Consider the following 14182-nt stretch of genomic DNA (forward strand, 5'->3'; position numbering starts at 1 on the left):
CGGCGTCAGCCTCCGTATTCGTCGAACAGCGCATCGAGCGCGGCGAGGCTCGATGCGAACGGCGCGCATTCGCGAAAGCCCTGCTGCAGGAACGCTTCGATGCGCGGGTAGAGCGCGATCGCGCGGTCGAGCTGCGCGTCGCGGCCCGGTGCATAGGCGCCCACCGCGATCAGGTCGCGATTGCGCTGGTAGCGCGACAGCATCTGCTTGAACTGCCGCACGCGGTCGAGATGCCCTTCGTCGATCAGCGCGGTCATCGCGCGGCTGATCGACGCCTCGATGTCGATCGCCGGATAGTGGCCGGCCTCGGCGAGCGAGCGCGACAGCACGATATGGCCGTCGAGGATCGCGCGCGCGGAGTCGGCGATCGGGTCCTGCTGGTCGTCGCCTTCGGTCAGCACCGTGTAGAACGCGGTGATCGAGCCGCCGCCTTCCGGCCCGTTGCCGGTGCGCTCGACGAGCGCGGGCAGCTTCGCGAACACCGACGGCGGATAGCCCTTGGTCGCGGGCGGCTCGCCGATCGCCAGCGCGATCTCGCGCTGCGCCATCGCGTAGCGCGTCAGCGAATCCATCAGCAGCAGCACGTGCTTGCCCTGGTCGCGGAAATATTCGGCGAGCGAGGTCGCATAGGCGGCGCCCTGCATCCGCAGCAGCGGCGACACGTCGGCCGGCGCCGCGACGACGACCGAGCGCGCGAGGCCGTCCTCGCCGAGGATCTGCTCGATGAATTCCTTCACTTCGCGGCCGCGTTCGCCGATCAGCCCGATCACGATCACTTCCGCGCTCGTGTAGCGCGCCATCGTGCCGAGCAGCACCGACTTGCCGACGCCGGAACCCGCGAACAGGCCCATGCGCTGCCCGCGGCCGACGGTGAGCAGGCCGTTGATCGCGCGTACGCCGACGTCGAGCACGTGATGAATCGGTTCGCGATCGAGCGGGTTGATCGACGGCGCGGACAGCGGCGCGTCGACCTTCGCCGCGAGCGGGCCGAGGCCGTCGAGCGGGCGGCCCGACGCGTCGACGACGCGCCCGAGCATTTCCCAGCCGACCGGCAGCCGTTTCGCGCCCGCGAGCGGATCGGCGACGGGGGCGGCTTCGAGCGGCCACACGCGCGCGCCGGGCAACACGCCGGCCACGTCGGTGGTCGGCATCAGGAACAGGCGCTCGCCGGAGAAGCCGACGACTTCCGCTTGCGCGTACGGCAGCGTGCTGCCGGGGGGCAGCTCGATCGTGCATTCGGCGCCGACCGACAGCCGCAGGCCGATCGCTTCGAGCACGAGCCCCGCCGCGCGCGTGAGGCGCCCGCAGGGCCGCAGCGGCAGCGCGCGCTGGCTGCGCGTCGCGAGCGTGTGCAGATGCGTGCGCCAATGTTCGAGGTGCGGATTGTGCGGCGCGTGCCGCGTGTCGGCCGGCGCGCTCGCGGCGGCGGGCTCTGCGCCCGGCGCGCCTTCTGGCCCGAACGACGCGAGCGCGAGTTCGCGCTCGAGCGGCGTCAAGCCGTCGTGCGCGAGCTGCTCGGGCGAGCGCGTCACCACGTGCTCACCTTGCCGATCGCGGCGGCGACGCGCTGCCAGCGGGTGGGCAGCGTCGCGTCGACCTCGCCGGTGGCGGCGTGCGCGCGGCAGCCGCCGCGTTCGATCGACGCGTCGGTGCGCACGCTCCAGCCGAGCGTGTCGAGATCGTCCTGCAGATAGGCTTCGACGACGGGCAGGTCGGCCGGATTCACGACGAGATGCGGGGCGCCGGACAGCGCCGGTTCGGCGGCGAGCACGTCGCGCACGGCCGCGACCAGCGCGGCGGGATCGTGCTTCACGTGCTGACGCACGACCTGCTGCGCGATGTCGAGCGCGAGCTGCGCGAGATCGGACGCGAGATCGTGCTCGGCCTGCGACACGGCCTCGCGAAACGATACGGCCAGCGCGGCAAGCTGCGCGGCCTGCTCGCGGGCTTCGGCCTGGCCGGCCGCATAGCCCTGCTCGCGGCCCTGCTCGAAGCCGGCCTGGTAGCCGCGCGCCTGGCCGTCGACGTGGCCGGCCGCGTGGCCTTCCGCATGGGCGGCGTCGCGCACGCGCTGCAGTTCCTCGGCGAGCGCGGCGGCCGCGGCGGCCGCGTCGTCGGGCGGCGGAGGCGGCGGGGGCGGGTCGAACGACGCCATCTCCCACCGCTGGTACGCGGTGAGCGTGGCGCGATCGCGCGCGGCATCAGACATATGCGTCTTCCGCCTTGCCGCCTAGCACGATCTGGCCGCTCTCGGCGAGGTTGCGCACGATCTGCAGGATGCGGCGCTGCTGCGTCTCGACTTCGGACACGCGCACCGGGCCGCGCGCGTCGAGATCCTCGGCGAGCAGCTCGGCTGCGCGCTGCGACATGTTCGCGAGGAACTTCTGGCGCAGCGCGGGCGGCGCGCCCTTCAGCGCGATGATCAGCGTCTCGGATTCGACTTCCTTCAGCACCATCTGGATCGCGCGATCCTCGAGGTCGAGCAGGTTCTCGAACACGAACATCTGGTCGACGATCTTCTGCGCGAGATCGGCGTCGTACTGGCGCACGTTTTCGAGCACGCCTTCCTCATGATGGCTCGTCATGAAGTTCAGGATCTCGGCCGCGGTGCGGATGCCGCCCATCGGGCTGCGCTTCAGGTTGTCGCTGCCGGACAGCAGGCCGGTCAGCACGTCGTCGAGCTCGCGCAGCGCGGCCGGCTGGATGCCGTCGAGCGTCGCGATCCGCAGCAGCACGTCGTTGCGCAGCCGTTCGGTGAAGCACGACGCGATTTCCGACGCCTGGTCGCGGTCGAGGTGCACGAGGATCGTCGCGATGATCTGCGGATGCTCGTTCTTGATCAGCTCGGCGACGGCGGCCGAATCCATCCACTTCAGGCCTTCGATGCCGCTCGTGTCGCTGCCCTGCAGGATCCGGTCGATCAGCACGCCGGCCTTGTCCTCGCCGAGCGCCTTGGTCAGCACCGAGCGGATGTAGTCGCCGGAATCGAGCGACAGCGCGGTGTGCTGCTCCGCTTCGCGCGCGAACTCCTGCAGCACTTCCTCGACCTGCTCGCGCGTGACGTTCTTCAGCGCGGCCATCGCGGCGCCGATCTTCTGCACCTCGCGCGGCGCGAGGAACTTGAATACTTCAGCGGCCTCTTCCTCGCCGATCGACATCAGCAGGAGCGCGCTCTTGTTCAGGCCTTCAGCGTTCATCGGACACCCAGTTCTTCACGACGGTGGCGACGATCTTCGGATCCTGGCGGGCGATCGTGCGCGCGTAGTCGAGGTTGCGTTCGTAGCGGTTCTTCTCGTTCTCGAAGCCGAGCAGCATCGGATCGGGCTCGGCGGCCGCCTCCGGCGCGGGCAGGCCGTCGAGCACGACCGTGTCCTCCGGCGCCGCGAGCGCCGGCGCGGGCGGCTCGGGCGGCGGGAACGCGCGGCGCATCGCCGGGCGCACGAACATGAAGTAGAGCGCCGCCGCGGCCGCCGCGATGCCGAGCCACTTCGCGGCTTCCTTCGCCATCTCGATCATGTCCGGCTGGCGCCACCACGGCAGGTCGGCGTACGGGTCGTTCGCGGTCGAGAACGCGCTGTTCACGACGTTCACCGAGTCGCCGCGCTTCTCGTCGTAGCCCATCGCGTCCTTCACGAGCTGCTCGATCTGCGCGAGCTTCGCGGGCGGCAGCGGCTGCATCGTCACGTGGCCCTTCGCGTCGGCCACCGGCTGATAGTTGACGACCACCGCGACCGACAGCCGCTTCACGTTGCCCATCGGCTGCTCGACGTGGCGGATCGTCTTGTCGAGCTCGTAGTTGGTCGTCTGGTCCTTGCGGTCGCTCACCGGCGTCGACTGCGGCCCGCTCTGGCCGTTGCCCGCGACGATCGGCGCGGACGCCGGCTGCGGCGGCGTGTTCGACAGCGCGCCCGGCACGCCCGACGCGCCGCCCTGCGCGAGTTCGGTCGCGCTGCTGGTCTGCTGGCTGCGGATCGCGGCCTGCTGCGGCGTGCCGTTCGGGCCGTAGCTTTCCGAGGTCTGTTCGAGCTTCGAGAAATCGATGTCCGCGCTGACCTGCGAGCGCGCGTTGCCGGTGCCGAAGATCGGCGCGAGGATCGAATCGATGCGCTTCTGCGTATTGCGCTCGACCTGCTGCACGTACTTGAGCTGGCTCGCGTCGAGGCCGGACGCCGAGGCCGGCTGCGTCAGCAGGTTGCCGTCCTGGTCGACGATCGTCACGTTCTTCGCCGGCATGTCGGGCACGCCCGACGACACCATTCGCGTGATCGCCTGCACCTGGCCCTCGTCGAGCACGCGGCCGGGGTAGAGGTCGATGAACACCGACGCGCTCGGTGCTTCCTTGTCGCGCACGAACACCGACGGCTTCGGGATCGCGAGATGCACGCGCGCGCCGCGCACGGCGTTGATCGATTCGATCGTGCGCTGCAGCTCGCCTTCGAGCGCGCGCTGGTAGTTCACCTGCTCGGCGAACTGGCTGATGCCGAATTTCTGGTTGTCCATCAGCTCGAAGCCGACCGAGCCGCCCTTCGGCAGGCCCATCGCCGCGAGCTTCAGCCGCGTTTCGTGCACCTGGTTCGACGGCACCAGGATCGCGCCGCCGGCGTCGGCGAACTTGTAGGGAACGTTTGCCTGCTGGAGCGCGGCGATGATCGCGCCGCCGTCACGGTCGGACAGGTTGCTGTAGAGCACGCGATAGTCGGGCGTGCGGCTCCACAGCACGAGGGCGGTAATCGCGGCGATCGCAAACGCGACGGCGATCAGGAACGGCAGCTTCGGGTTGCCCTTCATCCGTGCGATGCCCGGAATCCGTTCCGCGAAGCCGCCGAACCCGAAGTCAGCGCCGGCAGCGCCCGCGCCCGGCAACGCGGCGGCCGCGGTTGCGCCTGGCACCGGGCCGGCGAGGCCCGTGCGAGCGTCGGGGTTGATCAGCGAGTTGGCCTGCGAATCCATGCGAGGAGTTTCTCCGGAGCGGGACGACTGAGCCGCTCAGGCGAGCGGACGGACAATGACACGATGCGATTATCGGGACCGGAGCGCGACTCCGATCGCCCGAAAAGAGCCGGGTTTCCCCCGTACTTTCTCGGCTTTGGCGCGGGCCGCGCTGCTATCCTTTTTCGCTATCCGGCATGGTGCGCATGGTGCGGCGCCGGCGGGTCGCCCGGGACGTCCGGGTCTCTTCTCTTGTGTCTGGGGACAGCATGGTTGCCAACGTCAGCGGAATCGGGTCGGTATTGCAACAAATGCAGGCGATGGCCGCGCAGGCGAACGGCGGCGTGGCCAGCCCGGCGGCGGCGCTCGCCGGCTCGGGCGCGGCCACGGCGGGGACCTTCGCGAGCGCGATGAAGGCGTCGCTCGACAAGATCAGCGGCGACCAGCAACATGCGCTCGGCGAGGCCCGCGCGTTCGAGGTCGGCGCGGCGAACGTGTCGCTGAACGACGTGATGGTCGACATGCAGAAGGCCAACATCGGCTTCCAGTTCGGCCTCCAGGTCCGCAACAAGCTGGTGAGCGCTTACAACGAGGTCATGCAGATGTCGGTGTGATGTCCCGCGGGCGGGGCGGCCGCGTGCGCGCCTAAAGGTTTTCAATTCCCTTCCGATAACTCCGGAACAGGGCCGCGTCGTGCGATGCAGGGCGGCGGCTACCGCATAGCCAACGCATCACAAGGAGAAGCGCATGTTTTCGCCAGGGCACGCTGGAGCCAGCGCATACGCGCGCGTCGGCGTCGAGACGGGCGTGATGGGCGCGTCGCCGCACCGGCTGATCGCGATGCTGTATCAGGGCGCGCGCCAGGCGATCGCACTGGGGCGCATGCATTTGCAGCAGGGCAACGTGGCCGCTCGCGGCGAAGCGATCGGCAAAGCCATCTCGATCGTCGAGAGCGGGCTGCAGGCGTCGCTGAACCGCGACGTCGGCGGCGAGATCGCCGCGCGGCTCGACGCGCTGTACACCTACATGGGCCGCCGGCTGCTGCAGGCCAACGCGCAGGGCAGCGACGCGATGCTGGTCGAGGTCGACGGGCTGCTCGCCACGCTCGAGGAAGCTTGGACGGGCATTGCGCCCGAAGTCGCCCGGATGGCCGCGCAGCAGGCTGCGGATGCGGCCAGATGAACGGCAAGGCCCAATACTTCGCTAGCTACGAGGCGCTCGCGGCCGTGTCCGGCCAGATGCTGAGCGCTGCGCGCGCTGCCGACTGGAGCGTGTTGCCGGCGCTGCAGGTGGAGTTCCTGCGCCTCGTCGACGAGTTGAAGGAGGCCGCACCGGGCGTTGCGCTCGACGAGCCCGAGCGGGGCCGCAAGCTCGAATTGATTCGCCGGATCCTGGCCGACGACGCCGCGATCCGCGATCTCGCCAGCCCGGACATGGCCCGGCTGTCGGGGCTGTTCGAGGCGCGCCGCTCGAGCCGCGTATTGACCGATCTGTATCGCGCGCGCGGGTAAGGCCCGTTTGCCGGGGCGGCGCTTGCCGCGGGCCCCGATTCCGGATTTGCAACGAAGTGGCTGAGGTGAGCAGGCTCCGATCATGACCGGTATCGACCCCGTTGCGGCCGCCTTGCTGACGAGCCGCATCGACAGTCTGCTGACCACCGTGACGGCGCCCGCCGGCAGCGGCGCCGCGCAGGTCGGCACGCCGGGCGCCGGCGTGGCGTCGGCGGCGCCTGCGCTCGCGCAGCCGGCCGCGCCGCCCGCTTCGGCGCAGACCGCGCTGTCCGACGTCGCGCTGGTGCTCGATGCGATCTCGCGTTCGGGCGTCGTCGCGACGCCCGCGATCGCCGGGCGCGCACCGCTGCTGGCCGATCCGACCGTGCTGCTGAATGCGCTGACTGCGTCGCCCGACGGCGCGCAGCCGGGTGCGGCCGCTGCGGCGGCGTCTGCGCCTGCTTCGTCCTCGCCTGCTTCGTCTTCTTCTCCTTCTTCTTCAACGCCATCGGCCGCGACCGCCGCGAACGCCGCCGCGGCCGTGCGCGATACGCCCGCCGCGCCGCCCACGGCGGCGCTGCGCGCGGCGCTCGCGCAGGCCGTGAGCGAAAGCGGCCTGTTCTACGAATCGCATCTCGCGCAGTGGCTTGCCGGCCAGCGTCCGCTCGCCGCGCTGATGCGCGAACCGCAGGCGCGGCTCGCGACGGTGCCGGTGCAGACGGCCGCCGACGCCGCGCAGCACGACGCACCCGACCCGCTCGACGAACTGCTCGCGCAGCGCGCGCCGCTGCCGGCTGCGCGCGCCGCCGTGTCGTCCGGTGCGTCGGCGGCGGGCAGCGCCGCGCCGCATGCATCGATGCCGAACGCGTCGGCGGCCGCGCGCGGTGGTGCGCCGGGCGCGGCCGGCATGGCCGATCCGCTCGGCGAACTGCCCGACGCGCACTGGGCGACGCCCGCGCGCGCCGCGCTGGCCGCCGCGTCGGCCGATCCGCAGGCGCAGCCGCAGTCGTCGGCGGCCGTGCATCCGGCGGCCGTCGCGATCGTGAGGCAGCAACTCGATGCCCTCGCGACCGACCAGTTCCGCTGGACCGGCGAAGCATGGCCGGGCGCGCGGCTCGACTGGACGATCGAGCCGGACGACCCGGGCGGCCGTGCGCCGCGCGGCGGTGACGGCGACGCGGGCGACGGCATCGCGTGGCGCACGCGGCTCACGTTGACGCTGCCGTCGCTCGGCACCGTCGATGCCGAACTGGTGCTGAACGGCGCGCAACTGGTCGCGCGCCTGCGCGCGAATTCGGCCGGCGCGGGCCGGCTGACGCGCAACGAGGCCGCGCTGCGGCAGCGCTTCGAAGGCTCGGGGCTGCAGCTCGGCGGCCTGTCGATCCGCGCGGTCGGCGACGCGCCGGACGGCTTCGACGCGTTCGTCGCGCAGGCCGCCGCCGCCGCGTATGCGCGGGGCGGCGCGGGCGGCACGCCGGACGTCGACGAAACGGTGCCGCGATGAGCATGGGTTCCCGCAAGCGCGCGGCCGCGCTGGTCTACGATCCGAAGGGCGGGGACGCCGCGCCGCGCGTCGTCGCGAAGGGCTACGGGCTGGTCGCCGACATGATCGTCGAGCGCGCGCGCGATGCCGGCCTGTACGTGCATACCGCGCCGGAGATGGTGTCGCTGCTGATGCAGGTCGACCTCGACGACCGGATTCCGCCGCAGCTTTACCAGGCCGTCGCCGATCTGCTTGCCTGGCTGTACGCGCTCGATCGCGCCGAGCCGGAGCGTGAGCCGGACGGCGCCGCGCACTTTCCGCTGCCGGCACTGCGACGCTGAGCGTCGCGCGGGTTCGCTCGTTCGTTTCGTTGCTTGCCTGCGCTGTTGCGTCGGTGTCGGCTGGCGCGGGCTTTCTTCCCGTATCTCGCCGTAAATCTGCCCGATCAGCCGCCGATCGGTGGGCATTCCCGTCTATTCGCTCCTCGTTCCGCGCGCGCCGTGCGATGCAGACGGATTGAGCTGCATCCCGCTTTATGTAATGATATCCATTCTCATTATCATATTGACCGGGCGGCGCACGTTCCACGTGGCGCCGCTCGTCGTGTCGAACGAATGGAAGCTATTGCGTGAACGCGCCTGAAACGATCGCCCCGCCGCGGGCCGACCACCAGCCCGCCGCGGGCGTCACCGTGCTGCGACCGGCCGTGCGTCCGGCGAGCGACGCCGAGCTGGCGGCGCGCCGCCGCCGTTCGCGCCGCGCGACCTTCATCAAGTGGCTGCGCAAGGTGCACGGCTGGGTCGGACTGTGGGGCGCGGTGCTCGGCCTGCTGTTCGGCGTGACGGGCGTGCTGCTCAACCATCGCGCGGCGCCGTTGAAGATTTCCACCGGCGAGCCGCAGGTCGAGCAGCTGCAGCTCGCGCTGCCGGATCCGGCGCCGCGCTCGCCCGCGGCGATGACCCGCTGGCTGCAGCAGGAACTGCACTTCGAAGGCCGGCCGGGCCGTGTACGCAAGGAGCCGGCGCAGGCGGTCGCGTGGGGCGACCGGCGCGTGATGCAGCCGGAGCACTGGCAGATCGGCGTGTTCGGACCGCACCAGAACGTGCAGGCCGACTACTGGGTCGGCAACGGCTACGTGTCGGTGAAGCGCACCGCCAATACGTTCGCCGGCACGTTGAGCAGCCTGCATCGCGGCGTCGGCATGGGCATCGGCTGGGTGTTGCTGATGGATACGATCGCGGGGTCGCTGATCCTGTTGTCGCTGACGGGCGTGTTGCTGTGGACCGAGCTGAACAAGCGTCGCACGGTCGGCGTCGTGCTGGTGGCCGGCTCGGTTGCCGCGGCGCTTGCCGCGGGATTCGCGTAAGGCGACCGGATCGACGCTGCGGCGACCCCGCACACACCGCTCATCGCGCCCGCCAGCGTCACGACCCGCAGGTCGCGCCGCTGCTCGCCGCGAGTTCGCGCGCGGCCTTCGCGCCTTCCACCTGCAGGATCGTCGGCAGCGACACGTTGTTCTTCGCGGCCGTCACCTCGGCGAGGATCGAGATCGCAATTTCCGGCGGCGTGCGGCTGCCGATGTAGATGCCGGCCGGCCCGTGCAGCCGCGCCAGCTCGGCCTCGCTCAGATCGAATTCGCGCAGCCGCTCGCGCCGCGCCGCATTGTTGCGGCGCGAGCCGAGCGCGCCTACGTAGAACGCGGGCGTCTTCAGCGCCTCCATCAGCGCGAGATCGTCTAGCTTCGGGTCGTGCGTGAGCGCGATCACGGCGGAGCGCGCGTCGAGCTTCATGTCGAGCACCGTGTCGTCTGGCATCGTCCGCACGACCCGCGTGCCCGGCACGTCCCATCCATCCGTGTATTCGTCGCGCGGATCGCACACCGTCACCTGATAGTCGAGCCCCGCCGCGATCTGGCACAGGTAGCGCGACAACTGCCCCGCGCCGATCACGAGGATCCGGTAGCGCGGCCCGTGGATCGTCACGAGCCGTTCGCCGTCGAACGCGAGCGCGTCGGCGGCCTGTGCCGGCGACAGCGACGCGTGGCCGGTCGCGAGCGTCATCGTGCGCGTGACGAGGCGGCCGGCCTCGACCTGTGCGCACAGCTCGGCGATCCCGCTGTCGCGCGTGAGCGGCTCGAGCACCAGCTGGATCGTGCCGCCGCACGGCAAGCCGAAGCGATGCGCTTCTTCGGCGGTGACGCCGTACTTCACCGCCTCCGGCCGCGCGTCGGCCGCGATGCCCGCGGCATGAACGCGCGCGATCAGATCGTCCTCGATGCATCCGCCGGACACCGAGCCGACCACCAGCCCGTCTTCGCGCACCGCGAGCATCGCCCCCTCGGGGCGGGGCGACGAGCCCCAGGTCTTCACGACCGTCACGAGCAGCACGCGGCGCCCGTCGGCGAGCCAGCGCGCGCTGGATTTCAGTACATCGAGATCGACGCTGTCCATGATGTTTTCCCGTTGCCGGACGGTCTGCGGCTCCCGACCGTCGTTCGATGGCGGGATTATGAACCGCACCGCGCGCGCGTGCTGCCAGCGTGCGCGTGTGGGGCGCAAATGGCGAGGATCGGGCAAGAGATCGGGACGATCAGGCAGCGCCCGTGCGCGGCAATGGCGCGGCGGGGTTGTGGCGGAGGAGGAAGGCGGAGGCGGAGGCGCTGCGCGCCGCACGGGGCCGGGCGGCCCGGTGCGACGTTGCAGCCGCACGCGCTGCGTGGGTGCGCGGCTGCATCTGCCATTTCACGTGCGAACGCACGTGCGCGTGGCGTCAGTGCGCGTCGTGCTGTCCGCGCGCCAGCTTCGAGTGGTGGCGCGAGTACAGGAAGTAGATCACGAGGCCGATCACGAGCCAGATGCCGAACGCGGCCCACGTGATGGGCTGCAGGTTCAGCATCAGGAACAGGCACGCGCCGACCGCGAGGATCGGCACCACCGGCACGCCGGGGCAGCGGAACGCGCGCGGCAGCTCGGGGTGCGTGCGGCGCAGCACCAGCACCGCGATCGACACCATCGAGAACGCCGCGAGCGTGCCGATGTTGATCAGCTCGGCGAGCACGTTCAGCGGCACGAGCGCCGCGATCAGCCCGAAGAACAGGCCGACCAGCCAGGTCGTCAGGAACGGCGTCGCGTAGCGCGGATGCACGTGCGACAGCATCGCCGGCAGCAGCCCGTCGCGCGACATCGCGAAGATGATCCGCGTCTGGCCGTAGCTCATCACGAGGATCACGGTCAGCATGCCGAGCACCGCGCCGAGGTCGATGAAGCCGGCCACCCACTTCTCGCCGGCGATCTGCAGCGCATACGAGATCGGGTGCGACACGTTCGCGTACTGCGCCGACGGCACGATGCCGGTCGCGACGGCCGCGACCGTCACGTACAGCACCGCGCACACGGCCAGCGACGCGATGATGCCGATCGGCAGGTCGCGCTTCGGATTCTTCACTTCCTCGGCCGCCGACGACACCGCGTCGAAGCCGATGAACGCGAAGAACATCACGGCCGCCGCGCCGAACACGCCGTTCCAGCCGTGCGGCATGAACGGCTTCCAGTTCGCGGGCGTCACGTGGAACAGGCCGACGGCGATCACGAGCAGCACCACCGACACCTTGATGAACACCATGACGTTGTTGATGCGGGTCGATTCGCGGATGCCGATCGACAGCAGCGTCGTGATCACCAGCATCACCAGGAACGCGGGCAGGTTGAACCACGTGACGGTGCCGGGGATCGCGCCTGGCGCGGCGGTCAGCACGGTCGGCAGCGACAGCCCGAAGCCCTGCAGCAGCGACTGCAGGTAGCCCGACCAGCCGACCGACACGGCCGATGCCGCGAGGCCGTATTCGAGCATCAGGTCCCAGCCGATGATCCACGCGACCAGCTCGCCGAGCGTCGCGTACGAATAGGTGTAGATCGAGCCGGCGACCGGAATGGTCGACGCGAACTCGGCATACGACAGCGCCGCGAGGCCGCACGCGATCGCGGCGATCACGAACGACAGCATCAGCGCGGGGCCGGCCTGCACGGCGCCGGTGCCGGTCAGCACGAAGATGCCGGTGCCGATGATCGCGCCGATGCCGAGGAAGGTGAGATCGATGGCGCCGAGCGCTTTCTTGAGCCCGGCGGCGTGTGCGCCGGCGATCATGCGATCGACGTTTTTCTTGCGGAAGAGGGACATTGCGGGGTAGGTCTCCAGCGCGCGCGAACACGGCCGCGCCGACTGAGTGAAAAACCCGGAATTTTAGCCGATTTGGCGCAGAAGACCCGTTGCGGCGCAGCGGCGCGCTGCGAAATCGTCCGATAAAACAAGCGCTTGCGCGCTGCGCGGGCGGGGCGTCGCCGGTGCGGGGGAGGCCGCGGCGCGGGTCGAACCCGCGCCGAACGGGTGAAGCGGGTGAAACGTGCGGCGAGCATGAGATCCCGCCGAACGAAGCGAAGCGCCCGATGAAGCGCCCGCCAAGCGGCAGTCGCTCAGCCGCCCGACGCGGGCGCCATGTCGACGAGCCGGTTGCTCATCACGTAGAACGTCAGCTCCGCGTTGTTCGACAGCCGCATCTTCTCGAGCAGCCGCGAGCGGTACACGCTCACCGTCTTCACCGACAGCGACAGCGTGTTCGCGATGTCGGTGAGGCGCTTGCCCGACGCGAGCATGCAGAGCGTCTGGTATTCGCGGTCGGACAGCTTCTCGTGCGGCAGCGGCTCGTTCTCGAACGACACGTATTCGGCGAGCGCCTCGGCCATCGCCGGGCTCACGTACTTGCGGCCGGCGGCGACCTGCTGGATCGCGCCGATCATCTGCGCGGCGTTCACCGTCTTCGACAGATAGCCGGCCGCGCCGGCTTTGAGCGCGCGCACCGCGTACTGATCCTCGCGGTACATCGAGAACATCAGCACGGGCGCGTTCGGCAGCTTGCGCTTGATGCGCTTGAGCACCTCGATGCCGTTCGTATCGGGCAACGAAATGTCGAGCAGGATCACGTCGAAGGTCTGGCGGTCGACGGCGGCCATCGCGTCGCTGCCGGTCTCGGCTTCGGTGACCTCGCGCGCGATGCCGCGATCGATCAGCAGGTGGCGGATCCCTTGCCGGACGATCGCATGATCGTCGACGAGCAGGATGTTCAAGCTCATGTCGACCTCACGAACGCGACGCGCGGCGCGCGACGGCGGGCACCGCGAACAGCGAATCCCATGCGAAGCGCGCGACCACGCGCGTGCCGCGGCCCGACGCCGGCTTGCCGGCGTCGAAGCTGCCGCCGAACGCTTCGCAGCGCGCGCGCATGCCGGCGAGGCCGTAGCCGACGCGCCGGCCTCGCGCGAAACCGCGACCGTCGTCGCTGACGATCAGGGCCAGATGGGTAGCGTCGGTGTCGATGCGCACGTCGGCGGACGTCGCGCGTGCATGCTTGGCGACGTTCGACAGCGCTTCCTGCGCGACGCGAAAGATCGCCAGCGCGCTCGCGCCCCCGAGCTGGGTGAGGCGGCCGTCGGCCGCGCACACGAAGCTGGTGCGCAGCCCGGTGCGGGCCGCATGGCTGTCGACCCACGTCGACAGCGCGCCGACCACGCCGCCATCGAGCGGCGGCGTGTCGCGTTCGTCGATCAGCCGGCGATTCGCGTCGGTCGCGGCGTCGAGCGCGCGCTGTGCGAGTTCGACCGCGCGCACGCAGCCTTCCGGCGCATCGGCCGGCAGCCAGGTCAGAACGTTGGCGAGCGCGAAACGCGCGGCGGTGAGTTCGGCGCCGAGCCCGTCGTGCAGCTCGCCGGCCAGATAGCGGCGGGCGGCTTCGTCGGCGGCCATCAATTGCGTGGACAGCGCCGCGATCCGTGCAGCGGATGCGTCGCGTTCGGGGAGAGTGTCAATCATCGGATCGGCAGCGGCGCCGCGGGGCGCGAACGGCTGCGACTGGAACGGGGCGTGAGCGCCGGAGGGCGCATTGAGCAACGTATCCATGATTCTCCCTGCTGTCAGAAGCGGTTCAGACACCGGCTGGCTGAGTGGCCCGATTGCCGTTTCCATGACGGTCGCCGCCAGAGAATCGCCCATCGCCGAAGTAACAAAAGTTACAACTCGTAACGTTTTTGTCCGACCCTTTCATGACCCTCCGAACAGCAACCGCTCGGGCCGCATCATATCTCAAAATTTTCGAAAAATTCATGACAGGCGGACATTTAAGGGTAAATGTGCACAATCGGCTTGAAGGTGTTGTAGGAAAAACACCGACGGGAAAATACCGGTTCCACCCGTATCGAAATGTAACTATTTCGGGATGAATAGTCTCAGT

15 protein-coding genes are annotated in these 14182 nt (G+C 70.0%); 7 read left to right on the forward strand and 8 right to left on the reverse strand.

Annotation, left to right across the window (positions count from 1 at the left end; translation table 11 throughout):
* Positions 1-5 precede the first annotated feature (5 nt).
* From fliI to fliF, 4 genes are read right to left on the reverse strand one after another with little or no spacing between them, the layout of a single operon-like run.
* The gene (fliI, locus tag AK36_RS14165; protein WP_034192475.1) at positions 6-1535 is read right to left on the reverse strand and encodes a flagellar protein export ATPase FliI; all 1530 of its coding nucleotides are present in this window, start codon (positions 1533-1535) and stop codon (positions 6-8) included.
* Complete coding sequence (fliH, locus tag AK36_RS14170) at positions 1529-2209, reverse strand: flagellar assembly protein FliH (protein ID WP_011886304.1); 681 nt, start codon at positions 2207-2209, stop codon at positions 1529-1531. The genes fliI and fliH overlap by 7 nt, the downstream gene beginning before the upstream one ends.
* Positions 2202-3197, reverse strand: a complete 996-nt coding sequence (gene fliG, locus AK36_RS14175; protein WP_011886303.1) for a flagellar motor switch protein FliG — start codon at positions 3195-3197, stop codon at positions 2202-2204. The genes fliH and fliG overlap by 8 nt, the downstream gene beginning before the upstream one ends.
* Entirely contained in the window at positions 3187-4950 is a 1764-nt protein-coding gene (gene fliF, locus AK36_RS14180) for a flagellar basal-body MS-ring/collar protein FliF (RefSeq protein ID WP_014723838.1), read from the reverse strand. The genes fliG and fliF overlap by 11 nt, the downstream gene beginning before the upstream one ends.
* 248 nt (positions 4951-5198) lie before the next feature.
* On the opposite strand from fliF, the gene fliE reads away from it, so the two are divergent.
* From fliE to AK36_RS14210, 6 genes are all read left to right on the forward strand, one after another.
* Positions 5199-5543, forward strand: coding sequence for a flagellar hook-basal body complex protein FliE (fliE, locus tag AK36_RS14185; protein ID WP_011886301.1), 345 nt, complete (start codon positions 5199-5201; stop codon positions 5541-5543).
* A 133-nt stretch (positions 5544-5676) separates the two neighbouring features.
* Positions 5677-6111 (forward strand): flagellar export chaperone FliS, encoded by a 435-nt coding sequence (gene fliS, locus AK36_RS14190; RefSeq protein ID WP_011886300.1) that lies wholly within the window; start codon positions 5677-5679, stop codon positions 6109-6111.
* A complete protein-coding gene (locus AK36_RS14195; protein WP_011886299.1) occupies positions 6108-6440 on the forward strand; it encodes a flagellar protein FliT in 333 nt (110 codons plus the stop codon). Before fliS ends, AK36_RS14195 begins: the two co-directional genes overlap by 4 nt.
* Before the next feature lie 82 nt (positions 6441-6522).
* Entirely contained in the window at positions 6523-7923 is a 1401-nt protein-coding gene (fliK, locus tag AK36_RS14200) for a flagellar hook-length control protein FliK (protein ID WP_045578697.1), read from the forward strand.
* Positions 7920-8243, forward strand: a complete 324-nt coding sequence (locus AK36_RS14205; protein ID WP_014723834.1) for an EscU/YscU/HrcU family type III secretion system export apparatus switch protein — start codon at positions 7920-7922, stop codon at positions 8241-8243. Before fliK ends, AK36_RS14205 begins: the two co-directional genes overlap by 4 nt.
* A gap of 287 nt (positions 8244-8530) precedes the next feature.
* Positions 8531-9268 (forward strand): PepSY-associated TM helix domain-containing protein, encoded by a 738-nt coding sequence (locus AK36_RS14210; protein ID WP_045578698.1) that lies wholly within the window; start codon positions 8531-8533, stop codon positions 9266-9268.
* A 58-nt stretch (positions 9269-9326) separates the two neighbouring features.
* On the opposite strand, the gene AK36_RS14215 is transcribed toward AK36_RS14210, so the two are convergent.
* From AK36_RS14215 to rqpS, 4 genes are all read right to left on the reverse strand, one after another.
* Positions 9327-10352 (reverse strand): XdhC family protein, encoded by a 1026-nt coding sequence (locus tag AK36_RS14215; RefSeq protein WP_014723832.1) that lies wholly within the window; start codon positions 10350-10352, stop codon positions 9327-9329.
* A gap of 319 nt (positions 10353-10671) precedes the next feature.
* Positions 10672-12078, reverse strand: a complete 1407-nt coding sequence (locus AK36_RS14220; protein ID WP_045578699.1) for a branched-chain amino acid transporter BcaP — start codon at positions 12076-12078, stop codon at positions 10672-10674.
* A gap of 293 nt (positions 12079-12371) precedes the next feature.
* A complete protein-coding gene (gene rqpR / locus AK36_RS14225; protein WP_011886293.1) occupies positions 12372-13028 on the reverse strand; it encodes a response regulator transcription factor RqpR in 657 nt (218 codons plus the stop codon).
* 7 nt (positions 13029-13035) lie between these two features.
* Entirely contained in the window at positions 13036-13851 is an 816-nt protein-coding gene (gene rqpS, locus AK36_RS14230) for a quorum system sensor histidine kinase RqpS (RefSeq protein ID WP_045578700.1), read from the reverse strand.
* On the opposite strand from rqpS, the gene AK36_RS32950 reads away from it, so the two are divergent.
* Positions 13835-14098 (forward strand): hypothetical protein, encoded by a 264-nt coding sequence (locus AK36_RS32950; protein WP_131753889.1) that lies wholly within the window; start codon positions 13835-13837, stop codon positions 14096-14098. The two genes, rqpS and AK36_RS32950, sit on opposite strands and share 17 nt — an antisense overlap.
* Positions 14099-14182: the final 84 nt, after the last annotated feature.

The sequence above is a fragment of the Burkholderia vietnamiensis LMG 10929 genome, assembly GCF_000959445.1.
GTDB lineage: Bacteria > Pseudomonadota > Gammaproteobacteria > Burkholderiales > Burkholderiaceae > Burkholderia > Burkholderia vietnamiensis.

What these genes read in the sequence shown, in the direction of transcription:
- rqpS (WP_045578700.1), bottom strand. Translation starts at nt 13,851, where the DNA reads ATGGATACGTTGCTCAATGCGCCCTCCGGCGCTCACGCCCCGTTCCAG.
- fliG (WP_011886303.1), bottom strand. Translation starts at nt 3,197, where the DNA reads ATGAACGCTGAAGGCCTGAACAAGAGCGCGCTCCTGCTGATGTCGATC.
- fliF (WP_014723838.1), bottom strand. Translation starts at nt 4,950, where the DNA reads ATGGATTCGCAGGCCAACTCGCTGATCAACCCCGACGCTCGCACGGGC.
- AK36_RS14195 (WP_011886299.1), top strand. Translation starts at nt 6,108, where the DNA reads ATGAACGGCAAGGCCCAATACTTCGCTAGCTACGAGGCGCTCGCGGCC.
- rqpR (WP_011886293.1), bottom strand. Translation starts at nt 13,028, where the DNA reads ATGAGCTTGAACATCCTGCTCGTCGACGATCATGCGATCGTCCGGCAA.
- fliH (WP_011886304.1), bottom strand. Translation starts at nt 2,209, where the DNA reads ATGTCTGATGCCGCGCGCGATCGCGCCACGCTCACCGCGTACCAGCGG.
- AK36_RS14205 (WP_014723834.1), top strand. Translation starts at nt 7,920, where the DNA reads ATGAGCATGGGTTCCCGCAAGCGCGCGGCCGCGCTGGTCTACGATCCG.
- fliK (WP_045578697.1), top strand. Translation starts at nt 6,523, where the DNA reads ATGACCGGTATCGACCCCGTTGCGGCCGCCTTGCTGACGAGCCGCATC.
- fliE (WP_011886301.1), top strand. Translation starts at nt 5,199, where the DNA reads ATGGTTGCCAACGTCAGCGGAATCGGGTCGGTATTGCAACAAATGCAG.
- AK36_RS14220 (WP_045578699.1), bottom strand. Translation starts at nt 12,078, where the DNA reads ATGTCCCTCTTCCGCAAGAAAAACGTCGATCGCATGATCGCCGGCGCA.
- AK36_RS14215 (WP_014723832.1), bottom strand. Translation starts at nt 10,352, where the DNA reads ATGGACAGCGTCGATCTCGATGTACTGAAATCCAGCGCGCGCTGGCTC.
- fliS (WP_011886300.1), top strand. Translation starts at nt 5,677, where the DNA reads ATGTTTTCGCCAGGGCACGCTGGAGCCAGCGCATACGCGCGCGTCGGC.